General features: G+C 65.5%; 25 protein-coding genes and 1 pseudogene. 8 read left to right on the top strand and 18 right to left on the bottom strand.

The window, feature by feature from the left end:
• Position 1: 1 nt before the first annotated feature.
• The 14 genes from GC106_RS33865 to GC106_RS33800 form a co-directional block, all read right to left on the bottom strand.
• Positions 2–1,774 (bottom strand): NADH-quinone oxidoreductase subunit 5 family protein, encoded by a 1,773-nt coding sequence (locus GC106_RS33865; RefSeq protein ID WP_173139035.1) that lies wholly within the window; start codon positions 1,772–1,774, stop codon positions 2–4.
• A gap of 6 nt (positions 1,775–1,780) precedes the next feature.
• Positions 1,781–2,086 carry an NADH-quinone oxidoreductase subunit NuoK gene (gene nuoK, locus GC106_RS33860; RefSeq protein ID WP_173139033.1) on the bottom strand — a complete coding sequence of 102 codons (306 nt, stop codon included), beginning with the start codon at positions 2,084–2,086 and terminating at the stop codon, positions 1,781–1,783.
• Complete coding sequence (locus GC106_RS33855; protein ID WP_173139031.1) at positions 2,083–2,646, bottom strand: NADH-quinone oxidoreductase subunit J family protein; 564 nt, start codon at positions 2,644–2,646, stop codon at positions 2,083–2,085. Before GC106_RS33855 ends, nuoK begins: the two co-directional genes overlap by 4 nt.
• A 13-nt stretch (positions 2,647–2,659) precedes the next feature.
• Complete coding sequence (locus GC106_RS33850; RefSeq protein WP_312873086.1) at positions 2,660–3,580, bottom strand: complex I subunit 1 family protein; 921 nt, start codon at positions 3,578–3,580, stop codon at positions 2,660–2,662.
• Complete coding sequence (locus GC106_RS33845; protein ID WP_217281326.1) at positions 3,573–4,595, bottom strand: hypothetical protein; 1,023 nt, start codon at positions 4,593–4,595, stop codon at positions 3,573–3,575. The genes GC106_RS33850 and GC106_RS33845 overlap by 8 nt, the downstream gene beginning before the upstream one ends.
• Positions 4,596–4,615: 20 nt before the next feature.
• Positions 4,616–4,963 (bottom strand): NADH-quinone oxidoreductase subunit A, encoded by a 348-nt coding sequence (locus GC106_RS33840; RefSeq protein WP_173139027.1) that lies wholly within the window; start codon positions 4,961–4,963, stop codon positions 4,616–4,618.
• An 82-nt stretch (positions 4,964–5,045) separates the two neighbouring features.
• Positions 5,046–5,645 carry a TetR/AcrR family transcriptional regulator gene (locus GC106_RS33835; protein ID WP_217281319.1) on the bottom strand — a complete coding sequence of 200 codons (600 nt, stop codon included), beginning with the start codon at positions 5,643–5,645 and terminating at the stop codon, positions 5,046–5,048.
• A gap of 19 nt (positions 5,646–5,664) precedes the next feature.
• On the bottom strand, positions 5,665–7,065 hold the full coding sequence (locus GC106_RS33830) for an MFS transporter (RefSeq protein WP_312873112.1): 1,401 nt from the start codon (positions 7,063–7,065) through the stop codon (positions 5,665–5,667).
• 284 nt (positions 7,066–7,349) lie between these two features.
• Positions 7,350–8,003, bottom strand: a complete 654-nt coding sequence (locus tag GC106_RS33825) for a TetR/AcrR family transcriptional regulator (RefSeq protein WP_173139021.1) — start codon at positions 8,001–8,003, stop codon at positions 7,350–7,352.
• Positions 8,000–8,518 (bottom strand): ATP-binding cassette domain-containing protein, encoded by a 519-nt coding sequence (locus tag GC106_RS49780; protein ID WP_376777785.1) that lies wholly within the window; start codon positions 8,516–8,518, stop codon positions 8,000–8,002. Before GC106_RS49780 ends, GC106_RS33825 begins: the two co-directional genes overlap by 4 nt.
• A 23-nt stretch (positions 8,519–8,541) precedes the next feature.
• Complete coding sequence (locus tag GC106_RS48250; RefSeq protein WP_173139019.1) at positions 8,542–9,735, bottom strand: ABC transporter transmembrane domain-containing protein; 1,194 nt, start codon at positions 9,733–9,735, stop codon at positions 8,542–8,544.
• Complete coding sequence (locus GC106_RS33810; RefSeq protein WP_173139017.1) at positions 9,732–11,477, bottom strand: ABC transporter ATP-binding protein; 1,746 nt, start codon at positions 11,475–11,477, stop codon at positions 9,732–9,734. The genes GC106_RS48250 and GC106_RS33810 overlap by 4 nt, the downstream gene beginning before the upstream one ends.
• A 251-nt stretch (positions 11,478–11,728) precedes the next feature.
• On the bottom strand, positions 11,729–12,289 hold the full coding sequence (locus GC106_RS33805; protein WP_173139015.1) for a VanZ family protein: 561 nt from the start codon (positions 12,287–12,289) through the stop codon (positions 11,729–11,731).
• A gap of 156 nt (positions 12,290–12,445) precedes the next feature.
• The gene (locus tag GC106_RS33800) at positions 12,446–12,805 is read right to left on the bottom strand and encodes a BlaI/MecI/CopY family transcriptional regulator (RefSeq protein WP_173139256.1); all 360 of its coding nucleotides are present in this window, start codon (positions 12,803–12,805) and stop codon (positions 12,446–12,448) included.
• A 53-nt stretch (positions 12,806–12,858) separates the two neighbouring features.
• On the opposite strand from GC106_RS33800, the gene GC106_RS33795 reads away from it, so the two are divergent.
• A complete protein-coding gene (locus GC106_RS33795; RefSeq protein ID WP_173138997.1) occupies positions 12,859–13,035 on the top strand; it encodes a M48 family metalloprotease in 177 nt (58 codons plus the stop codon).
• Positions 13,036–13,064: 29 nt separating this feature from the next.
• Here the strand turns inward: GC106_RS33795 and GC106_RS49775 are convergent.
• Together GC106_RS49775 and GC106_RS33790 are read right to left on the bottom strand one after the other, a co-directional pair.
• Positions 13,065–13,124 (bottom strand): annotated as a pseudogene (locus GC106_RS49775) (hypothetical protein); the annotation flags it as partial.
• 635 nt (positions 13,125–13,759) lie between these two features.
• The gene (locus tag GC106_RS33790; protein ID WP_173139254.1) at positions 13,760–14,242 is read right to left on the bottom strand and encodes a DUF4396 domain-containing protein; all 483 of its coding nucleotides are present in this window, start codon (positions 14,240–14,242) and stop codon (positions 13,760–13,762) included.
• A 524-nt stretch (positions 14,243–14,766) separates the two neighbouring features.
• Here GC106_RS33790 and GC106_RS33785 point away from each other — a divergent pair.
• The 7 genes from GC106_RS33785 (at position 14,767) to GC106_RS33755 (ending at position 19,946) form a co-directional block, all read left to right on the top strand.
• Positions 14,767–15,048 (top strand): metal-sensitive transcriptional regulator, encoded by a 282-nt coding sequence (locus GC106_RS33785; protein ID WP_173139252.1) that lies wholly within the window; start codon positions 14,767–14,769, stop codon positions 15,046–15,048.
• 30 nt (positions 15,049–15,078) lie between these two features.
• The gene (locus GC106_RS33780) at positions 15,079–15,285 is read left to right on the top strand and encodes a heavy-metal-associated domain-containing protein (protein ID WP_173139013.1); all 207 of its coding nucleotides are present in this window, start codon (positions 15,079–15,081) and stop codon (positions 15,283–15,285) included.
• Positions 15,286–15,302: 17 nt separating this feature from the next.
• Positions 15,303–16,196 carry a DUF8832 domain-containing protein gene (locus tag GC106_RS33775; protein WP_173139011.1) on the top strand — a complete coding sequence of 298 codons (894 nt, stop codon included), beginning with the start codon at positions 15,303–15,305 and terminating at the stop codon, positions 16,194–16,196.
• Positions 16,193–18,436, top strand: a complete 2,244-nt coding sequence (locus GC106_RS33770; RefSeq protein WP_173139009.1) for a heavy metal translocating P-type ATPase — start codon at positions 16,193–16,195, stop codon at positions 18,434–18,436. The genes GC106_RS33775 and GC106_RS33770 overlap by 4 nt, the downstream gene beginning before the upstream one ends.
• Positions 18,437–18,487: 51 nt before the next feature.
• A complete protein-coding gene (locus GC106_RS33765; RefSeq protein WP_312873111.1) occupies positions 18,488–18,682 on the top strand; it encodes a heavy-metal-associated domain-containing protein in 195 nt (64 codons plus the stop codon).
• An 11-nt stretch (positions 18,683–18,693) separates the two neighbouring features.
• Positions 18,694–18,936, top strand: coding sequence for a CDGSH iron-sulfur domain-containing protein (locus tag GC106_RS33760; protein WP_173139005.1), 243 nt, complete (start codon positions 18,694–18,696; stop codon positions 18,934–18,936).
• Positions 18,937–19,082: 146 nt separating this feature from the next.
• Complete coding sequence (locus GC106_RS33755) at positions 19,083–19,946, top strand: F510_1955 family glycosylhydrolase (RefSeq protein ID WP_173139003.1); 864 nt, start codon at positions 19,083–19,085, stop codon at positions 19,944–19,946.
• A gap of 10 nt (positions 19,947–19,956) precedes the next feature.
• On the opposite strand, the gene GC106_RS33750 is transcribed toward GC106_RS33755, so the two are convergent.
• Complete coding sequence (locus GC106_RS33750) at positions 19,957–20,511, bottom strand: DUF305 domain-containing protein (RefSeq protein ID WP_173139001.1); 555 nt, start codon at positions 20,509–20,511, stop codon at positions 19,957–19,959.
• Positions 20,512–20,673: 162 nt separating this feature from the next.
• Positions 20,674–21,213 carry a DUF2269 domain-containing protein gene (locus GC106_RS33745; RefSeq protein WP_246367468.1) on the bottom strand — a complete coding sequence of 180 codons (540 nt, stop codon included), beginning with the start codon at positions 21,211–21,213 and terminating at the stop codon, positions 20,674–20,676.
• Positions 21,214–21,834: the final 621 nt, after the last annotated feature.

The following is a 21,834-nucleotide window of genomic DNA, read 5'->3' as shown; positions in this document are numbered from 1 at the left end:
CTCACCTCACGATCATCAGCAGTACGGCGAGCACGACCAACCCGACCACGGCCTGGGCGTAGTACTGGTGCAGTTGTCCGGTTTGCGGACGGCGCGCCCACCGTCCCAACGCCCTGGATCCCCTCGCGACCCAGCCGACAACTGCGTCCAGCGATATCTCCAGCCGGGCGTTGGTAAGCCGCGCGACCGCGGCTCCCGTTGCCGCGGCGGCCCGCACTCCGCCGTCCACGACCTTGTCGTCGAAGCGGGCGAGCGCGGTGGCCAGCGACAGCGTGGGCCCTACGATCACGCTGCGCGTCATGGATTCGATGCCAAGCCAGTTTCCGAGTAGTCCACGAGTTCCGGCACGCATCCTGAGCGCCACCAGCACACCAGTCACGGCAAGCAGCCCGGACAGCCCTAGTTCCCACCACGACAGGGACAGCTGTGGCGCGATCACGACACCCAGCAACGCTGACGCGGCGGCCAAGAACGGCAAAGGGACTTGGGAAAGCACGCTGGCCCGGTTCTCGGCCCGGTCCGGCGTGCGCGCCCATACGAATCCGAGTGCCCGGCCGACGTAGGCGCCGCTGAGGACTACCGCAGCCAGCCCCATGACGTAGAGTGCCGGAGAGGTGTGCAATGCGGCCGAGAGCACCGCGTCCTTGGTCAACCAGATGGACAAGGGCGGCACTCCAGCCAGGCTCAGCGCACCTATGGTGAACGTGATCCCCAGCAACGGATAGCGGCGAGCCGCGCCGCGCAACTCACCGAGTTGTTTGGTGCCCAGTACGGTGAGCCATGCTCCCGCGCCAAGGAACAGCAAACTCTTGGTCGCCGCATGTGCGACCAGCTGCCCGGCGCCGGCGGTCACCGCACCTGTTCCGGCAGCCAGCACCATGAATCCGATCTGGGAACACGTCGACGCGGCCAGCACCTGCTTCAGATCGCTCTGCGCCACGGCAACCGCCGCCAGCGCCAGCGCGGTCAACACGCCGACCCAGGCCACCAGCGGACCTGCCCATGGCGTCGCGGCGAGCAGGGGTTGCAACCGGAGCAACAAGTAGGCTCCCGCAGCGACCATGGTCGCGGAGTGCAGTAGCGCGGAGACCGGACTCGGGCCTGCCATCGCTCGCGACAGCCAAAAACTGAACGGCAGCTGCGCTGACTTTCCCAGCGCCGCCAGCACCACGCCTGCGACCACCGCATCCCGCCAGACACCAGGCACACCCGCCAACCCAGCCAGGTCCAGCCCCAGCGCTCCCCCTGCCAGCGCGGCGCCCGCGGCGAGGTAGAGCCCGACGTCACCCCCTCTGGTCGTCAGAAACGCGATCATGCCCGACGTTGCCCGGTCGGTCTCCCGCCACCAGAACGCGATCAACGCGTAGGACATGGCGCCCATGACTTCCCAGGCCATCAGCAACGTCACCAGGTTGGTCGCGGTGACGGTGATCAGCATCGCTCCGGCGAACAGAAGCATCAGCCCGTAGAAGCGAGAATGGGCCTCATCGCGCCCGAACTCACCCGCGGCGTACACCAGCACCGCGAGTAGGACCGTCGAGATGGTCACCACCATCACCGCGGACAACCCGTCAACGGCCAGCCCGACCGGCAGCCCCTCGATGAGCGGCGCCGACACAGCCGGTCGGCCTACGGCCGCCAGCACTGCGAGCGTTACCGCCAGGACCGCCGTGGCAATGCCGATCACTGGTGCGACGCGATGGGTTGCTCGCCGCACGAGGAGCAACGCCGCGCCTGCAGCAAGCGGCAGGCCGGTGAGCAGCCACAGGACCATTGGCTCTCAGCCCTTCAGGTCCGCGGCCATGTCGGTCATGTCCACATCCCGTTTCCGGAAGATCGCCGTGGTCACCGCGAAGCCCATGGCCATCTCCACCGCCATCGCGGTCACCGCGACCAATACCAGGACCTGACCGTCAGCCGTGGCCGGTGCGACGAAGTACCAGAACGCGGCGGCGGCCACGATGATCGCGTTCACCATGAGCTCGAGGCCCATCATGATCATGACGATCGACTGCTGGGACAGGGCACCGTACAGCCCGATGCTGAACAATGCAGCGGCGAAGATCAGGAACATCTGCAATGTCATCGGCGCAGCCCTCCTCGCACCGGGTCGTTGGGTCGCTTGGCGTCCAGCCGGTCGCCATAACGGTCGTAGCGGCCTCGATGTGTTGCCAGTACGACAGAAGCGACCATGGTGGCGAACAGGACCAGCCCGAGCACCATCATCACCAGCATCTTCGATCCCATCAGCGCTTCGCCGAGTGCGCGCGTCGGATCGGGCGGTGGTTCTCCATTACGGGACGGCCACGGCACAAGCAAGATGACCGCGGTGAGCAAGGCGAAGGTCCCGGCCGCGATCACCACGGAACCTATCTTGTTGTGCACCATGGACATCGGCATCAGCCCGGCCGGATTCATCATGTACATGATCATGAAGACGGCCATGATGACCATTTCCATGATCATCATCAGCACCACGAGCACACCGAGGTACGTCAACCGCAGCAGCAGGATGGTTCCTGCGGCGAAGATGAACGAGGCCAGCAGCGCGAACGTGGCTCGTGCCATCGAGTCCACCCGGAACACCGCGATCCCGGTGCCGACCGCTCCGGCCGCGCAGAGCCAGAACGCCATTTGGTGCCACACGTCTCACCACCTCCTACCGAACCAGCAGAACGACGGCCACCATGAGCGCCTGGACCAACATCACGGGGATCAGCACCATCCAGGCGATCTCCTCGTATCGCTCCAGCCGCACAGTCGGCAGCCGTCGCCGCACCCACACCAGAAACGCGAGCACCGCGGCAGTCTTCAGCACCGACCACAGCCACTCCGGCAGCACTGGACCGGCACCGCCACCGAGAAACAGCGGCACCGCGAACGCGGCCCCCGACACCAGCAGGATCCATCGACCGGCCGAGAACAACAAACGGTCCACACCAGACAACTCAGCCAGCACACCACCGGTGATGTCCCGGCCTGCAGGCTGGTCGAACGGCCCCCAGAACGCCATGCTCAGTATCGAGATGAGATACACCGCGAACGCCGCGGGCATCCACACGACGAACCACAACGACTCCTGCGCGGCCACGATGTCGGATACCCGCAACGATTCCGCCCCCAGCGCTGCCGTGATCAGCGCGAACATGTGCGGCAATTCGTACGCCAAACCCTGAGCCACGAACCGAAACCCACCAACGAGCCCGTACGCCGAATTCGCGCCCCACCCGACAAGCCACACGGCAGCCCACGCCACGACTTCGGCGGCGTTGAACCACACCACGCCGATTGACAGGTCGGCCACCGACCACCTACCGAACGGCGTCACCAGCGAGGCGAGTACACCTCCGGCCAGCAACGCCCAGATTCCCCCTCGCCACAACAGAACATCGGCCGCAAGGGTACGGCGACGTTGCTGCACCAGCAGCCCGCCAACCGATCGCAGCGGTTCCCACCACCCCGCTCGCCCACCGGCATCTCGTGCAGCCAGCGACGAATCCATCATCGCCGCGGCCAACGCGAACGCGACCAGAATCAACGGCAGCAGTACACCGCTCCACCACGGGCCCGCCTCAACCACGACCGATCACCTGGTCAGTGTCCGGGTCAAGGCTGGCGAGCAGCAGTCGCGCTCCGGCGAGTTCGCAGCCCCTCATCAAGCCGGGCAACGCATCGAGAATCGCTCTCGCATCGTCCACCTCGCCTGCGGCGCCTTCGAGCGTCGTGTCCGCCTGATCGATCCACCGGACGAGCCGAGCCGCCGCATCCGCCTGCTCCCACTCTCCGAGCCCGGTGAGCGACCAATGAAGTACCCGGGAACGCCGGACCCTTCGAGCCCACCGGTCGAACGCCGGACGCACGTCTGTCCGTCCGGAGAGGACTTCATCGCGGAGCCGACGGGCCTGCATGGCCGCGGACTCCCATCCCGCCACCGCCAACAAGCGGCCGCAACTGTCCAGCCGCCGTGCACACGCTCGATCTGCAGTCCAGTAGCCGCCTGGCTTTCCGAACATCTCCACGGAAGCGTTTTGGACGACATCTCCCTGCAACGTCGTGTGCACGACGAGCCCGGCGGGCCAGTCCGCGAGGATCGGGCCCAGTGGCACGTGCAGAACATCGAGTTTCAGCCCGTCTCGGTCCTGTGCCCGATCCGCCATGACGATGCCGCCAGGCATCTGCATGCCGCCCATGTGATGGCCATGCATGCCGTGACCGCCCATGTCGTGTTCACCCATGTCATGGTCGTGCGTGTCATGACTGTGGTCATGACTGTTGTGGCCGTTCCCGTGCTGCGATTCAGCAACTGGGCTGCGTTCCGGCTGCTGCCGAAACGGATCTTGCAACTGCGCAAGTGCCCCTGCGAGCACAGGCCGAGTGTCGGCAACGGTGTCGATCTCGGCCCTCGCCCGCGGAACAGGAATCTGCCGCCACACCACGTCCACATAGGTCTCGCCAGGCGAGCCCGCCAGCACGAGCATGTTCGCCTCAGCAGGACTCACCGCTGGACGCCATCCCCACTCACGCGCGGCCTGCTCGACGGCCAGACGGGTACCTGTGTTGCCCGGTGCCGCGACGATGAGCGGCCGCACAGGCATGTGCCGCAGCAGCCATCTGGTCAGCTCCACCGCAGGGCACCTTCACGCCGCGCGTACCAGACTCCGACGAACAACACCGCGAGGAACAAAAACATCTCCACCACAGCCGGAGTACCGACTTCGGACACGACCAGCGTCCACGGATACATGAAGACCATTTCCATGTCGAACGCCAGGAAGATCATGGTCAGCGTGTACCAGCGGACGTGGTACCGGGACACAGCATGCTCGGCCGGCGCATGCCCTGACAGGAACGGCATCCGATCGGTAACCGCAGGCGCGAGCCGGACCAGCCAGGCCACGGCGTATGCCGTTGCGGCGAGCACGACGACCGCGCCGAGCACGACCAGCACTGCCACGACGTTCATCAGCCGCCCCCAGGTTCGGAGATCGCTCTACGAGGCAGCTTAGGAGGACCGGCTGGTGGCCGCCATCCGAAACCGTAGGAGGTCAGGGCGGTGAGAGCGCGGGCAGCAAGGTGGCCGTGAGTACCTCGGCAACGTCCGACTTGCGCAGGCGGCGGGCGTTCACCTCCTCACCAGCGGAGTGCAGCAGGCTGTAGAACGTGGTCACCAACCAGTGCAACGGGAGGTCTGTCCGGAACGCCCCTTCTTTCCTGCCTCGTCCGATGAGCCGCTCAACATGGGCCAGTGCTTTGTCGTGATAGGCCCGCAGCCGCTGTGGACCCAGCTCACGCTGGGCGAGCTCGAAGAGCCTGCGGTGCCGGTCGAGTTCACGCCACGAGGATTTGACCAATCGGCGGAGCGCTTCGTCCGCGGCCCCCTGGTCTGGCGCCTCAGCTTCGATGATCCCCGCTGAGTGGACGATCACATGCTCAAGGACGGCTTCGAGCAGCGCCTCGCGGGAGGAGAAATGGGCGTACAGGGTTACCCGGCCGACACCGGCTGCCTTGGCGACGTCAGCCATGCTCACCTGCGGACGCTCGATGAAACAGGTGGTCGCGGCGTCGATGATGGCGGCGATGTTGCGCTCGGCGTCGGCGCGGCGTCGAGGTTCTCCGGCGCCGCGCCTGGTGTCAGTCGCACTCACAGGCATCAGCCTACGGACGTCAGTGCGCGAACACCGGACCGTCCGTCGCCGGCGGCCGGCCCGGCGGGACGAGCCACAGCACGATCAGGGCAGCGAGGGCAGCGACCACCGCGGCGGCGACGAAGGCAGAGCTGTACCCAGCGGTCCCTTCACCGGTCAAGCTGGTCGCGGCAATGGTGGACACGAACGCGATTCCGAGCGTCGCGCCAAGTTCATGGCCGGTGTTGATCAGCCCTGACGCCATTCCCGCATCCACGTGGTCGACGTGGGCCATCGCGGTTGTCGTCGCCGTCACGAACGCAGCGCCAAGCCCAAGCCCGGAAACCGCGAACCCAGGCAGGACGTGGATAAGCGGATTGTCCTCTACCTGCACCTGCACCAGCAACACCGCTCCCGCCGCGGCCAACGCGAAGCCCGCCGTTCCGGCGACGCGACCACCGAAGCGCCCGATGACCCGCACCCCGAGATGAGTGCCGAGCCCGATCACCAGGGCGACCGGCAGGAAGATCAGCCCCGTTCGCAGCGCATCCAGCCGTAGCACGTGTTGCAGGTACTGCGAGTTGAGAAAGAAGTTGGCCAGCAACAGACCTGACGCCGCGAGCATGACCAGGTTGCCCGCCACGACCGGGCGCCGCGCCAGCACAGCCAGCCTCACCAGCGGCGCTTTCGTGTTGCGCTCGACCAGCACAAACAGAGCCAACAGGGCGAGCCCTGCCCCGAGCGTGAGCAGGGTGACCGCCGCATCCCAGCCGGTATCGCCTGCCTGTACCAGTCCGTAGATCAGCAACCCGGCTGCCGCCGTGACCAGTACCGCCCCTGGCACGTCGACCCGCCCCGGCCGTTCGTCGGGCCAGCCTGCGCCGACCGTCAACGGCACCAGCGCCGCGACCAGCACGCCGATCGGGACATTGATGAAGAACACCCATTCCCAGCCGGGCCCGGCCGCGAACACGCCGCCCAGCAGCACACCGACGGCCGCACCCGCACCACCGATCGCCGCCCATACACCCAGTGCACGGTTGCGTTCTGGTCCGTGGAATGTCGTGGTGACGATCGACAGCGCCGCCGGAGACAACATGGCGGCACCGATTCCCTGGGCTGCCCGCGCCGCGATCAGCAGAGTTCCGCTCTCCGCCAGGCCGGAGCCGAGCGACGCGATCGTGAAGACCACCAAGCCGATCAGGAAGGTTCGCCGCCGCCCGATCGTGTCCGCGAGACGCCCGCCGAGCATCATCAGTCCACCGAAGCAGAGCGTGTACGCCGTCACGACCCAGGTCAGCGCCACCCGGCTGAGCGAGAGCTGTTCCTCGATCACGGGCAAGGCCACGTTCACAACGGTCACATCCAAGATCACCATGAACTGCGCGAAACAGAGCAGTACAAGCCCCCACCACCGCCGTGTGACGTGCGGAGATGCCACGTCCTGAGCCACTAGACCCCCTTAAGTTGAACATCATTGTTCGACTTAGAATACATGTACAACCCGAACATGCGAGTACGACTTAGGTGGCATCTGTCACCACGTCAGATTCGGGACAGACCCATCTGCACTGCCTTGGGCTCCCATCGGGAAGCGACTGTGAGGGTCTAAGCCCGATCACGACCGAGATGCCGGCCCAGAGCACTCTGGATCCGAAGTGGACGTTTCAGGCGGAAGCATCGTTCACGAGACAGACCGGGTGAAGTGACGTGCCCAGTACCGGACTACTGGTGAAACGTGCCTTCGATGCCGTTGATCGCGAGATCGAGTTTCCGGGTGAACCACTCGAATGGTGCGAGCGTGATGGCGTTAGTCATCGCGGCTCGTACGGCTCGCCTGTTGGGTGGATCGGCGTCGTTGGGGGCCCAGAGTTGCGCCATGGCTTCCAGCGTCGCCGGAGTGTCGGCCAGTCCGTGAATGTTCTCGACGCCACGGCGGTGGTCGATCGTCAGATCGATGACGAGGTCGACGGCCAGGACGGCGTCCTCGGCGGTGAAACCTTGGTCGACGAGGGCGACGGCGAGGTCGTCGATGCGGTTCATCATCTCGGTCGGCATGAGCGCTTGGGACAGTTCGGTGACCACGCCCGGGTATCCGGCCAGGAGGTGCCAGAACGCTCTTGCGTGTGCATGAAGGATCTGCCGCCAGTGTCCGGTGAGGGGTGGCCAGTCGCTGGTGGTGATGACGTGGTTCCAGGCGAGGGCGAGCAAATCGGCTCTCGTGGGCACGTATCGGTAGAGCGTCATGGTCGAGACACCGAGCCGGCGCGCGACCGCGGGGACGGTGATGCCGGCGAACCCTTCCTCAAGGACGGCGTCGATGATGTCGCGATCGGTGAGCTTTCGCGGACGCCCGCCGACTCGCCGGGGAGCGGTCATTGTTTGAGAAGTCGCCAAGTGCGCGCGGCGTTGAGCGCTCGCCAGTGTGCCGCGTAGCGCTGGTTCATGGTGAGAAGTTCCTGGTGTGTGCCGTGTTCGACGATGTGCCCGTTCTCGAGGAACAGTATCTCGTCCGCTGTGGTGATGGTCGAGAGCTGGTGCGCGACGACGATCACCGTCTTGTCACGCCGGAGAGTGTCGATGGCGGTCGCGACTGCTTGCTGGTTCTCGGCGTCGAGCGATCCGGTGGCTTCGTCGAGCAGCAGGATGGGTGCGTCTTTGAGCAAGGCGCGGGCGATGGCGACGCGTTGCCGTTCCCCGCCTGACAGGCGCGTGCCGCCTTCGCCGACCTGACTGTTCCATCCTTCTGACAGCGCGGTGATGACGTCCGTCAGGCCCGACAACTCAGCGATCTGGTCGAGCTCCGCGTCGGTGGCATCGGGACGGGCTATGCGGACATTGTCGGCAAGGGTGCCGGAGAAGAGATAGTTGTCCTGGAAGACCGGCGCCACCATGCGCTGGAGGTTCTCAGCGCCGATCAGCGGAAGCGGGGTTCTCCCGATGCGGATTCCCCGTCCTGTGGGTCGAAGAACCGGGCGGCGAGCCGGATGAGTGTGCTCTTGCCGGAGCCCGAGGGTCCGACGATCGCGGTCGTGGTGCCTTGCGGAACGGTGAAGGTGACGTCGTCGAGTACCGGGGTGCCGGTGCCGTAGGCGAAGGAGACGTTGTCGAACTCGACCGTCGCATCGACCGGGCGGCGCGGCTCGGCCGGTTCTGGAAGAGGCCGGGCGTGCAGGATGCTGTCAACCGCGTCCATGTGCGCGGTGGCGGTACGGATGACGGTGGCGTGGCTGGCGACCTCGCCGAGTGGGGTGACGAGGCGGTTGATGACCGGCAAGGTCGCGAGCAAGGTCGCCAGAGCGAGGAGGTCGGTGACTCCGGCAGCGAACGCGATCACCGTGGACAGCAGCGTGAGCAGGGTGATCCGGGCGACCATGCCGTTGAGGATGACCGGCGGTAGGACGAGCCAGAGTTGGCGGCGCTCGGTGCGGGCTTGTTCGTGCAGTGCCTGGTCGAATCGGTCGGTGGCTGATCCTGCGTGTCCCAAGGTGCGCAGCACGGGTTGTGCCTGAGCGAATTCGACCATGCGGTCGCTCGCGTCGGCGGTGGCCCGGTTGACGGCGGCGTCGGCCCGGCGGCCGAGTCTGCTGGCCCACCAGTACAGGGCGGCGACTGCGGGTACCGCGGCCAGGGCGATCAGCCCGATCCGGTAGTCGACGACAACAAGGGCGGCGATGAGGACCAACGGGATCACGATCGACTTGATCAGGGCGGTCAACTGGCGCACGGGCAGCGCGAGGATGTCCATGACGCCCCTGCTCAGGGTCAGTCCCAGGGTGCTGGTGTTGCTCGGTGTGAACCATCCCAGCGGCAATGTCGCGACGTGATCGCCGATGCGGTATCGCAGCGTGGTGAGCAACTCGCCCGCCGCGTCGAAGCCCTTCCGGGTTGCCGAGTACTCGATTCCCCACGAGATGACGGCGGTGATGCAGAAACCCACCAGCCAGCCCGCAGCGGCCTTGGTGTCCCCCGTCAGCAGCGTCCGCAGGATCGGGATGGTGAACGCCAGCGTGAGGCCTTGGATGAGGCTGGAGCAGATGGCCCATCGCAGATAGCGGTAGATGAGGACAGCGTGTTCGGGGCCGAGGTAGCGGGCGAGGCGGCGAATCACCGGGACAGTCCTTCCGTGTGGTGCTGCGCCTGCCAGAGACGCTGGTAGGCGCCGCCGAGGTCGAGCAGGTCGTCGTGGCGTCCCCGCTCGACGATGCGGCCCTGGTCCAGGACGAGGATCTGGTCCGCGTCGCGGATGGTGTCGAGCCGGTGGGCGATCACGATGACGGTGCGGGAACGTTCGGTCACCAGGGCCGACAGTGCCGTCTGGATGGCGTGCTCGGATTCGGCGTCGGCGGCGGAGGTGGCCTCGTCGAGGATGAGCACGTCAGGGTCGAGCAGGAACGCGCGGGCGATGCTGACGCGTTGTGCTTCGCCGCCAGAGAGAATGGCGTCCTCCCCGTAGACGGAGTCGTAACCGCGAGGGAGACGGAGGATGCGTTCGTGGATATTCGCCGCCGCAGCGGCTCTCTCGACGTCCGTACGCGTCGCGTCCGGACGGGCCAGGGCGATGTTGTCGGCGATGCTGGCCCGCAGCAGGCGGACGTCCTGGAAGACCGACCCGACCGTGCGGAACAACTCGGCGGAGGCGATCTGGCCGAGGCTGACGCCGCCGAGCCGGATCTGCCCGGCCGTGGGGTCGGCGTAGCGCAGCAGCAGCCGCGCGAGGGTCGACTTGCCCGACCCGGAGGCGCCCACGATCGCGGTGACGCTGCCGGGTTCGAACGTGGCGGTGATGTCGCGCAGGACCTCCCGGTCCGGCTCGTAACCAAAGTGGACGTGGTCGAGCTCGATCCGTGTACCGGACGGGCGCACCGGCGCGACTGGCTCTGGGATCGGGTCGATCCGCAGCAGCGCGCTCAGCCGGGCAGCTGCGGCCTGTCCCATCTGCAGCGCCTGCAGGTTCGAGGTCAACGCCCCGACCGGACCGGCCAGGCCAAGCCCCACCAACGCGAACGGCAAGACATCGATCCCATCCATCCACTCCGCCGCGACGAACCCCGTGCCGAACAGAAGTGTCAGGACCAACAGGGCGATCGGCGCGATCAACTGGTTCGAAATGGTCTCCGGGACGATCAACGGCCGGGTCCAGCCGACGAAGAAGGCGGTGAAACGCTCGACCGCGGCGCGATAGGCGGCGTGGGCGCGGCCAGTCTGACCGAAGGTCTTGACGACCGGGATGCCGTCGACGAACTCCACCACGCCGCTGTTGATACCGGCCAGGACGCGACCGTACTCGCCCATCTGCTTCCCGCTGTCGGCCATCATGCGCCGGTAGATCAGCACGAAGACCGGGACCGGCACCGCAAGGATCAACGCCAGACGCCAGTCGATGAGGAACAGGTACGCGTAGGCGGCGATCGGCGTCGCGACGGCACCCGCGATCTCGGTGTAGGAGTGCGCGACCAGATGGTGCAGCGCACCGACGTCGTCCTGCATGCCCTGCTTCACCTGCCCTGCGGTGGTGTCGGTGAACCAGCCGAGCGGGGCGGTACGCAGCCGCGCCGCGACACGCCGCCGCAGAATCAGCGTCAACGTGTTGTCAGCAAGGTGCGCGATCAGATCCGCCCCGCCTCTCAGGGCGAGGCCCAGCCCGAGCAGGAATGACCCGATCAGCAGGGTCCGCCAGATATCCGGGTCGGCCGGATCGGCGAGCAGCTGCCGGGCGATGGCGCTGCAGGTGATGAGCGGAGAGAGCACGAGTGCCGCAGACACGACCTGCAAACCCGCCGCCAGCATCAGACGGCCACGCACGGGACGCAGCAGCGACGCGATCGGGTTCGACGGTGCGGAGTCGGTCATCCGAGTGTGTTCCTCCCATACGTAGCTCGATATTGATAATCGCTGCCAAGACGGAGGTTATGGGATGCGCCTAACAAAACACAAGGGGCGCATACTCCGTGCTCGCCCTCGTCCCGCCCGACGGCTCACGTTCGTCACCGCCGGTCGGATGCGCTGAGCTGGTCTTGTCGCGCGAGCCGCACCAGCACACCCGATACGGCACACCGCCCTACACCGCTGGCGGACGCGACGCGGGAAGTGGATCGCCGCGACTACACCGTCACGCCACAGCGCACACAGTGCGGCCGCTTTCCGCAGCACTCCCTCGACGGGACACGCCAGGAGATGATCAACATGCCGATGACCACACCGAGCACACCACCAGTGGCGTTCGCCAAATAGTCCGAAAAGCTGCACAGCCGACCCGGTATCGATCTTTGCGCGGCTTCGACGATCGCGGGAAGCGTGAGAACCACGACCACAGCGATCCGGGCTCGCCCCGCCGCCAGCACCAGTGCCGCTCCGAGTGGAAGCAGCAGCAGGACGTTCAGCAGGCCACCGCCGACGCCTCCACTGGTGTGCAACGGCTCTATCCAAACCTGGGCCGGATAGTCCGGCAAGCAGTGATCCGGATCGGCAGGCTCCGCCCAGACCGGAGGAATGGTGAGCGCCAACACCGCACTGAACGCTACCCACGCGACAACCGAGGCTCGGTGGCGCCATCCCAGCGATGCGGCCAGCCAGTGGCTGACGGGATGACCGAGCATCACGCCGCATAGCAGGACAAGTAATGTCCACCAAGAAACCGGGACGTGCGTCCCCAGCATGGTCATCGGGCGGGTCCACCTTCTACAAGGTTGGATCGTCCGCAGAACGGCAGGCGTCGCATGCCGCGATTCAACTACGGTCGTTCTTAGTTGGACTGGATTTCTGGCGGCGCGTCTAATGTGGAGTACCAGCTCGGATCGAGCACGTCAACTCCTGCCGGTTCAGTCCGGGCCGCGTTCCCGTAAAGCCTTCCGCAGCAGTTCCGATTCATGATCGGATGCGGAGCTGACGAAATCAAGCAACACCGCTTCAGGATCGCCGGACTCGTCGAGTACCGCGCGAAGCGAACGCGTGGCCGTCTCGACCATGCTGTGCACTGGCCGGTACCAGTAGGCCTTGCCAACCAGAGTCCGCTGCACCCAGCCCTTGCGATGCAGGTTGTCCAGCACTGTCAAGACAGTCGTGTAGGCGAGCGGCTTACCGGTGTCCAATTTCCCGAGGACGTCGCGGACCGTGACCGGCTCGGAGGCGTGCCACAACACCTGCATTACCGCAGCCTCCAGCTCACCGAGTCCATACACGACAGCCTCCACTCATCTACTAGAAATGGTAGTAGACTTCCGCGGTGCGAGCCATGTCCACTGACACTCAGCAATGCCTGGCGACGGCGCTGCCGTTTGTCCCGTTGTTCCGGTTGGCTCCCAAGATGATGCGTCAACTGGTTGAACTGGCAACGGATGTCACTGCAGTCCGGGAGTACGGCGCCCCGGCTGTGCGGGCAGCACTCTCCACCAAGCCGATCAGGACATGATGTCGGCCACGCAGATGTGCTCGCTCGTGAGCCACACGGGCCCCAACCACAGCAGGGTCGAGATGCTCGGTAAGCCCGTCTGTCGCCACGATCACGCCAGGTCGGCCGGCGAGGCTGAAGGCCAGCGGACGGTCATGGGCCAGCCACCATGTACTCGGGGATCCAGTCTCGACCCGCGCGGCCCAGCCGAAGAGTCACCAGGTGCTTCCGGCGAGTCCGCGCCCGGCGCCAGCCCGCTCGAGCTCCGACGATCATCACTCGCAGAGCGACGCCGATCAGGACAACAGCTCCCAGCAGACCACCCAGTTCTTCGATCCGCGGAGGTGGACCGTGCCGCAAGGCAGACCAGCAATGGTGCAATACCGCGAGCAGCGGTGGCACTGCACCATGGTCAGAGGCCAGGAGCAGCACCACACCGCCGACCGCCGCCACGAGCACGCTGGCCATCGAGACCAGCAGGCCCACCATGATGGGCAAGGGGTCGTAGCGCCACAGATCTAAACCGGCTCAGCAGTCGTGGTAGTCCCCAAGCCACAACCGCAACCCCCGAGTAGGACTGCAAGTGAACCGGTCATCGGCAGCACGCCTTCGCACACTGTGCGGGCATGCCACCCGTGACCAATCCCCAATCGCGTGCCGTCGGGAGCCGGTCACCGTCTGACATATGGATCCCTTCACGGCCCCGAGTGTTCTTACTATTGCCCATCGTAGTGTTCGGGCGTCCTCAGTGGTGGTATGCGTGGACCACCGCGTGACCACGGCCCCGGCCGATCATCCACTTGTTCACAGGCACCGTCAGCACGAACGCGACCGCGAGGGCGAACGCCAGAGCGCCCCAGAACAACCAACTGCCCAGCCCGGCGTCCATGGCTCCGGGAACGCCGACCATGATGGCGTTGTCGACGACCTCCATGACAACGATCGACACCGTGTCGGCGGCGAGCGCGACCTTCAGCGCCTGCTTCATCTTCAGCCCGGCCTTCAGCACACCGCGTATCGTCAAGGCGTATCCGAATATGAAGGCCAGGGTCACCGCCAGCGCGATGGTCGCGATGTTACTCAGGCCCAGCCAGGTTCCGATGACCATTCCGAGGACCTCGCCGATGGCGCAGCCGGTGAGGCAGTGCAGCGTCGCCGACGCGGCGGTGGACCAACTCGCCTTGCCTTGGTGCTGGTGGTGGTGTTCATGGTGTTCGCCTGCCCGCATCTCGGTCATGGTCGACCTTTCCTCACTTGACTATACCCCCTAGGGGTATCTAGGCCGAGAGCAGTTATATACCCCTTCCCTGTATCCACGCAAGGGTCAGTTAAGGGCTCGTCGAACCGGTCCCATACGTCGCGGGCGCACATCCAGCGCAGCAGTCCAGCTAGCTCCGAGAGCTCCCGCCACTCGCGCTCACACTCCACAGGCATCCAACTGTAACTGATAACGCAGACGTTCCAGCACATTGATAGGCCCCCGCCAGCAGGTCACCGAGGCATTCCTCGGCTTGCAGACGCAGCCAGTCGTCAATCCCCATCCACAACCCCGACACGACCAAAAGTACTATTTGACATAGTATTGCATGACATCCGACCGGGTAGTAACCGGAACGCGGACGTGTCACGGCCCACATGCCAGATCGTTTGCATTACCCCTACCCCCTGGGGGTATAAATGGCCTAGGTGTTCACCGTTCCCCCAGCCACCTTGGCCGGCCGCGCGGTGGACCGGATCGACAGGAGTACGAGCATGGCGGGCTACACGCACAACAAGGACGACCACCAGCGCAGGCTGCGGCGGATCGAAGGACAGATCCGCGGCCTGCAGCGGATGGTCGACAGCGACGAGTACTGCATCGACATCCTGACGCAGATCTCCGCGGCCACCCGGGCCTTGCAGGCAGTGTCCATGTCCCTGCTCGACGAGCACCTGCGGCACTGCGTGAGCGAGGCGATCACCGAAGGCGGCGAGACCGCCGAGAAGAAGATCACCGAAGCCAGCGACGCGATCGCCCGCCTGGTCCGCTCCTGACCACGAACCATCTCGAAGGGAAGAAACACCATGTCGCAGTCCACCTACACCGTCACCGGGATGACCTGCGGCCACTGTGTCAGTTCGGTCACCGAAGAGGTCAGCCAGATCGACGGCGTCCAAGACGTCCAAGTCGACCTCGCCACCGGGAAGGTCACCGTGACCAGTGACCGCAACCTGACTGAGGACGAGGTCCGCGCCGCGGTCACCGAGGCCGGATACCAGCTTGCCGGCTGACCCCGAGGAGTAATCCCATGAGAACCGCCACCAAGGTGTCCGCCTACGGGCTGGCCCTGGCCATCGTGTTCGGCGGCGCCTGGGTGGCCGGCGCGGCAGTCGGCCCGGTCAGCGACAGCGCTCCCCCCAGCGAGGCCAGCCACTCGGGCGGACATGACGCCGCAGCGGCCCAACCAGTGGATACACGACTGCCCGGTCTGGCGTTGGCCGACAATGGCTACCGGCTGGAGCTGAGCCAGACGACCGTGCCCACCGGCAGTGCCGAGCAGTTCCGCTTCCGCATTCTCGGGCCCGAGGACGCCGCGATCACCGGCTTCGATGTCGAGCACGAGAAGCGCCTGCACCTCGTCCTGGTCCGCCGCGACGGTACGGGCTACCAGCATCTGCACCCCGAAATGGTCCCGGACGGCACATGGAGTGTGCCGTTGACGTTGCCCGCGGCGGGGTCCTACCGCGTGTTCGCGGATTTCAAACCCACCGGCGGTGTGAAGACCACGCTCGGCGCCGACATCCAGGTACCCGGGCAATTTGAACCGACTCAGCACGACAGTCCCATCCAAACATCCACCGTGGACGGGTACCAGGTCACCCTGGATGGCAACCTCACGCCCGGCAAGTCTTCGACCGTGACGGCTACCGTGACCCGAAACGGACAGCAGGTCACCGATCTGCAGCCCTACCTGGGCGCCTACGGGCATCTCGTCGCCCTGCGCGCGACCGATCTCGGCTATCTGCACGTCCACCCGCTGGGCGAGCCGGGCGACGGCACGACCACCGCGGGACCAAAGGTTCAGTTCGCTGTCGAAGTGCCGACCACCGGCCGCTACCGACTGTTCCTGGACTTCCAGCACGAAGGAAGGGTCCGCACTGCGGAATTCACTGTGGACACTCATGAGGAGGGCCACCGATGACCTCGACCACACACGACGCACCAGCGAATCAGGTGGAGCTGTCCATCGGCGGCATGACGTGTGCCTCGTGCGCCGCACGGATCGAGCGCAAGCTCAACAAGGTCGATGGTGTGACAGCGACCGTCAACTACGCCACCGAGAAGGCGAAGGTCAGCTTCCCGGAGCGCGTATCTGCCGAGGAACTGATCAAGGTGGTGGAAGCCACCGGTTACACCGCGGAGCTTCCCGCCCCGCCGCGGGGCGACGAGCCGCACGCTGAGGCTGACGATCCAACACGAGCGCTACGGCAGCGGCTGATCACCTCCGTCGTGCTGTCGGTCCCGGTGATCCTGCTGTCGATGATCCCGGCACTGCAGTTCACCTACTGGCAGTGGCTGGCGCTCGCGCTGGCCGGACCAGTGGTGGTCTGGGCCGCCTGGCCGTTCCACAAAGCAGCGTGGATCAACCTGCGGCATGGCGCCGCCACCATGGACACGTTGATCTCGCTCGGGGTCAGTGCGGCGTTCCTGTGGTCGCTGTACGCCTTGTTCTTCGGCACCGCCGGGATCCCGGGGATGCAGCACGCGTTCGAGCTGACCATCGAGCGGATGGCCGGTGACGGCAACATCTACCTCGAAGTCGCCGCCGGGGTGACCACGTTCATCCTCGCCGGGCGCTACTTCGAAGCCCGCGCCAAGCGCCGCGCAGGCTCAGCGTTGCGCGCATTGCTGGAACTCGGAGCCAAGGACGTCGCCGTGCTCCGAGACGGACGTGAGCAGCGCATCCCGATCGACCAGCTGGCCGTAGGAGACCAGTTCGTCGTCCGTCCCGGCGAGAAGATCGCCACCGACGGCGTCGTGGTCGAGGGCAGTTCCGCGGTCGACGCCAGCATGCTCACCGGCGAATCCGTGCCCGTCGAGGTCGGCGCCGGCGATCAGGTCATCGGCGCGACCGTCAACGCAGGCGGCCGGTTGGTCGTGCGGGCGACCCGGGTGGGCTCGGACACGCAACTCGCCCAGATGGCCAAGCTGGTGGAGGACGCCCAGAACGGCAAGGCCGCCGTGCAGCGGCTGGCCGACCGGATCTCTGCGGTCTTCGTGCCCATTGTGATCGCATTGGCTGTCGGGACTTTGGCGTTTTGGGCTGGAGCAGGTGCTGGGGCCACGGCGGCCTTCACCGCCGCGGTCGCGGTATTGATCATCGCCTGCCCGTGCGCCCTCGGTTTGGCCACGCCGACCGCGCTGCTGGTCGGCACGGGCCGCGGTGCGCAGCTCGGCATTCTGATCAAGGGTCCGGAGGTCCTGGAGTCCACGCGTCGGGTGGACACCGTGGTGCTCGACAAGACCGGAACCGTCACCACCGGCAAGATGAGCCTGGTCGACATCCATGTCGCCGAGGGCGTCAACGAGGACGAAGCTCTGCGGCTGGCCGGCGCATTGGAACACGCCTCGGAACACCCGATCGCCAAGGCCATCAGCGCCGCCGCGGCCGAACGCGGGGACCTTCCCGCGGTCGAGGACTTCCACAACACCGAAGGACTCGGTGTGCAAGGTGTCGTCGAGGGCAAGGCCATCGTCGTCGGCCGGGCGAAGCTGCTCGCGGACTGGAGCGTCCACCTCGACGAGGACCTCCAGCACGCCAAGCAGACCGCAGAACAGAAAGGCCACACCGCGGTACTCGTGGCGTGGGACGGCCAGGCTCGCGCGGTGCTCTCGGTCGCCGACACAGTGAAACCCACCTCGGCGCAAGCCATTCGCGGATTGCGCGAGCTCGGTCTGCGGCCGGTGTTGCTCACCGGTGACAACGAAGCCGCGGCCCGCACCGTCGCCGCCGAAGTCGGAATCGACGAAGTGATCGCCGAAGTCCTCCCCCAGGACAAAGTGGACGTCGTGAAACGGCTGCAGAGTGAAGGCCGGGTCGTGGCGATGATCGGCGACGGCGTGAACGATGCCGCGGCGCTCGCCCAAGCCGATCTGGGTCTCGCCATGGGCACCGGCACCGATGTCGCCATCGAGGCCAGCGACCTGACCCTGGTCCGGGGTGACCTGCGTGCCGCGGTGGACGCCATCCGCCTGGCCCGCCGGACGCTGGGCACGATCAAGGGCAACTTGTTCTGGGCCTTCGCCTACAACGTCGCCGCCCTGCCCTTGGCCGCCCTCGGCCTGCTCAACCCCATGATCGCCGCCGCCGCGATGGCGTTCTCGTCGGTGTTCGTGGTGAGCAACAGCTTGCGGCTGCGTGGATTCCGCAGCGCGACATGACCAAGCCGTATCGAACACAGTGAGAACGAAGGGAATCCATTGAACAGCAGCGTGTTTACCGTCAAGGGAATGACGTGCACCGGTTGCATGACCAAGGTGACGAACGCGGTCACCGGTCTTGACGGTGTCAACGATGTGGATGTGGACATCAGCAACGGCGAACTCACCGTCCTCAGCGAAACTCCTGTCGATGCCGACCGCATCCGGCAGGCGATCAAGGAAGTGGGCTACGAGGTAGTCAGCTAGCCGAGACGACCATGACGAGCGAGTCGCCAACGCCACCCACGGTCGTGATCAAGACAGTCGACAACGGCCCATATCAAGTGAAAGGGCCCATACGACTGGTCGACCACGACAACAACGTGTATGACCTCGAAGGACGGCGGACACACCTGCTCTGCCGGTGCGGAAAGTCGGCCACCAAACCGTTCTGCGACGGCGCCCACAAACGCGAGGGCTTCCAAGCCGCCGAACGTACGCGGCCAACCTCTGATCGCTAGGGAGGTGCGCTTGGGACAGACGGCGAGTCCCGTCCCAAGCGCACTTGCCCATTCGTCCAGCTCAAGCGCAGGCCCAACCTTCAACCCTGCCGCAACTCCCCCAACAACACCTACTAGGATGTCTAGTAGTTATAAGGGAGGCGGTCATGGCGCACCGGATGCCTGCGATGCGCAAGCTCGCGCTACTGGCCACGAGCGGCATGCTCCTTGCCGCGTGCAGCGAGACGCCCATCACGCCACCAAGCAAGCAGCCTACGGCCGATCCTGGTCTCGTACATGTGCACGGACTCGGAATCGACCCCGCTGACGGGACCCTGTACGCGGCCAGCCACTACGGCTTGTTCCGCATTCCGGCAACCGACCGACCCGCGCGCGTGACCGAATCGCGCCAAGACACGATGGGCTTCACCGTCGTCGGACCACGGCATTTCCTCGGCAGCGGGCATCCGGATCCAGCTCAGGACGGACCCAACCACCTGGGACTGATCGAAAGCACAGATGCCGGCCAGAACTGGCGATCACTCTCACTGAGCGGCGCTGCCGACTTCCACGCCCTGGAAGCAAAACACAACCAGGTGTACGGCTACGACGGCCAAACTCGCCGGCTCCTCGTGTCCACTGATCGACAGAACTGGGATCCCCGTGTCAGCGTCGCCCTTGCCGACTTCGCTGTCTCACCGATCGACCCGAACACTCTGCTCGCCACAACCGAACGGGGACTCGCCCGCAGTACCGACGGCGGTCGCACGTTCACACCAGTCTCCAACGCTCCGGATCTTCTCCTGGTGGACTGGCCATCCGCGACGGTGGTGCTCGGAATCACTCCGGACGGCAGCGTCCACACGAGTCAAGATGCCGGTGCGACCTGGTCGCAACAGGGCAAGGTGCCAGGTGAGTCAAGAGCTGTCACCGCGAACGGATCAGGTGAGGTTCACATCGCCACCGAGTCTGCGATCCACACTTCCCTCGACGGCGGCCGTACGTTTTCCGTACGTGCTCAACTGCGTTAACCGTTAAGGGCTACGCCAGATTTCGCATTTCGTCGATCTCCGCCTGGCGCGTGTCGACGATCTTCTGGGCGAATTGCCTGACGGCCGGGTTTCCGCCGTTCTCAAGCTGGGTCTTGGCCACGGCGATCGCGCGTTCGTGCCGCTCGATCGTCATCTGTGTCCACACACGATCGAACTGCGCATCATCAACCTGTTGCAGTTGCCGGACCGCTTCTTTATTGGTGTCGGGCACGTACTCCACGCCCCACATGAGCAACCATCTCATGAGCTGCTGGATGTCGGGGGTCTGAGATCTCCCAATCCTCGCTGCCAGGTCGAGGACCGCCGCGTTGGTGCTGCGCGAGGGAACCAGCTTGGCGAGGTCCCGCACCTCACCGAGGTGCGGGATCAACTGCCGCGCGAACGCCACAGCCTGTTCGTCGTGGTCCGCTTGTGGGGCAGCCGTACCGCTCGGAAGCCTCTGCGTTTCCGGCGACGGCACGTCACTGCCACACGCGGTGCTCAGAACCGCCACCACCAGCGCGGTCGTGGCTGTCACCAAAGACTTCCGCATGATGTCGGGCACGCTCCAGACAGAACAGACTCGGCGGCTGGGCCCCGTCCCTGGACAGCACGACGGACGGAGAGCGAAACGCTACATTACTAGACAGCATAGTAGACTATTCGCAAACGCCACCGTTCACGGCCCCGAGCCGCTGGTCGCGCAGTCGGCACGACACCGGCCGCACTACCGCACAGACACAGCGCGCCGTTGGGCCTGTTCAGCTCGCTGCTTGCGCTGCCCGTATCGGGTGACGCCCTTCGGCTTGTATACCGCCAGCAGCGTGGCCACCAGCAACAGCATCAGGGCCAGTGCGGCATGCTGACTAGGCGAGGCGCCCAGTGCTCGGATGCTCGACGGGGACGTTGCCGGATCGGACGCCGTGCGGGCCATGATGCCGAACGTTCTCATGTACATCAGCAAGACCACGGTGGCCACGACGTTGATCAGCAATTTGAACAGGACCCAGTAGTGCCGGAACAACCCCCATGTGGTGCCCAGTGCTTGGACGATACCGGTGAGCAGCGAAGCGACAGCCAATGGGACGAGAACCCACCACGCGGCCGGCTGCATCACGAGATAGGCGCCGCGCATGGTTTGAGCATCTTGACTGGTCAGGCCGATGACAGCGAGCGCCAGGAACACGACGACCGCACCGAGCCAGCCCATCGAGGCAACAAGATGTGCCGTGAGGGCGAGTTTGCGCAGCCGGGGTTTCATCACCATCAGTGCCCCCACCAGCCCGAGTCATGGCCACTACCTGGCGCTACGGTGTTTGAGGCAGGTATGTCGCCACCACCGGTCATATCCGGTCGGTGAGGACCGCGGGCGAGCAGCGTGATGACGACCACCAGCATCACAACGAGAGCGATGACCCCGGACACTTTCACCCACCTCGGCATGGGGGTGTAACGGCCGGGATTCTCCCTGGTGTCGACTTCCGGAAGGCTAGCCACGGGATTCTCCTCCTCTGTCAGTCTGCTTGTGCCGCCACAGCCGGATTCCTCTTGCTTGTCCAATAAGGACAGCGATGACCGCGAGGATCAGCACGAGACTGAATGGGGATGTCATTCGCAACAGCGCCCCATAGAAGTACTCATGCACGACGACCAGTGCGAACAAGGCGTAGTTCATGCGTTGGAGGTTCGTCCACCGCCGGGCTTTGAGTGCCCGGATGGTCCTAGTGTCCTGAGTCATTAATTCGCGCGCAGTGTGTAGGGTGTGGCATGCCTAACCCGAAGCTGCCTGAGTTGGTGTTGTCGGGCGTTGAGACACGGACGTTGCAGGGGTGGACGCGGCGCCGCAAGACGGCGCAGGCGTTGGCGTTGCGGTCTCGGATCGTGTTGC

Origin of the sequence: Kibdelosporangium persicum (assembly GCF_013280595.1) — a bacterium.
Taxonomy (GTDB): Bacteria; Actinomycetota; Actinomycetes; order Mycobacteriales; family Pseudonocardiaceae; genus Kibdelosporangium; species Kibdelosporangium persicum.
The sequence above is the reverse complement of the archived record's forward strand: the minus strand, read 5'-3'. Positions and strand labels throughout refer to the sequence as shown.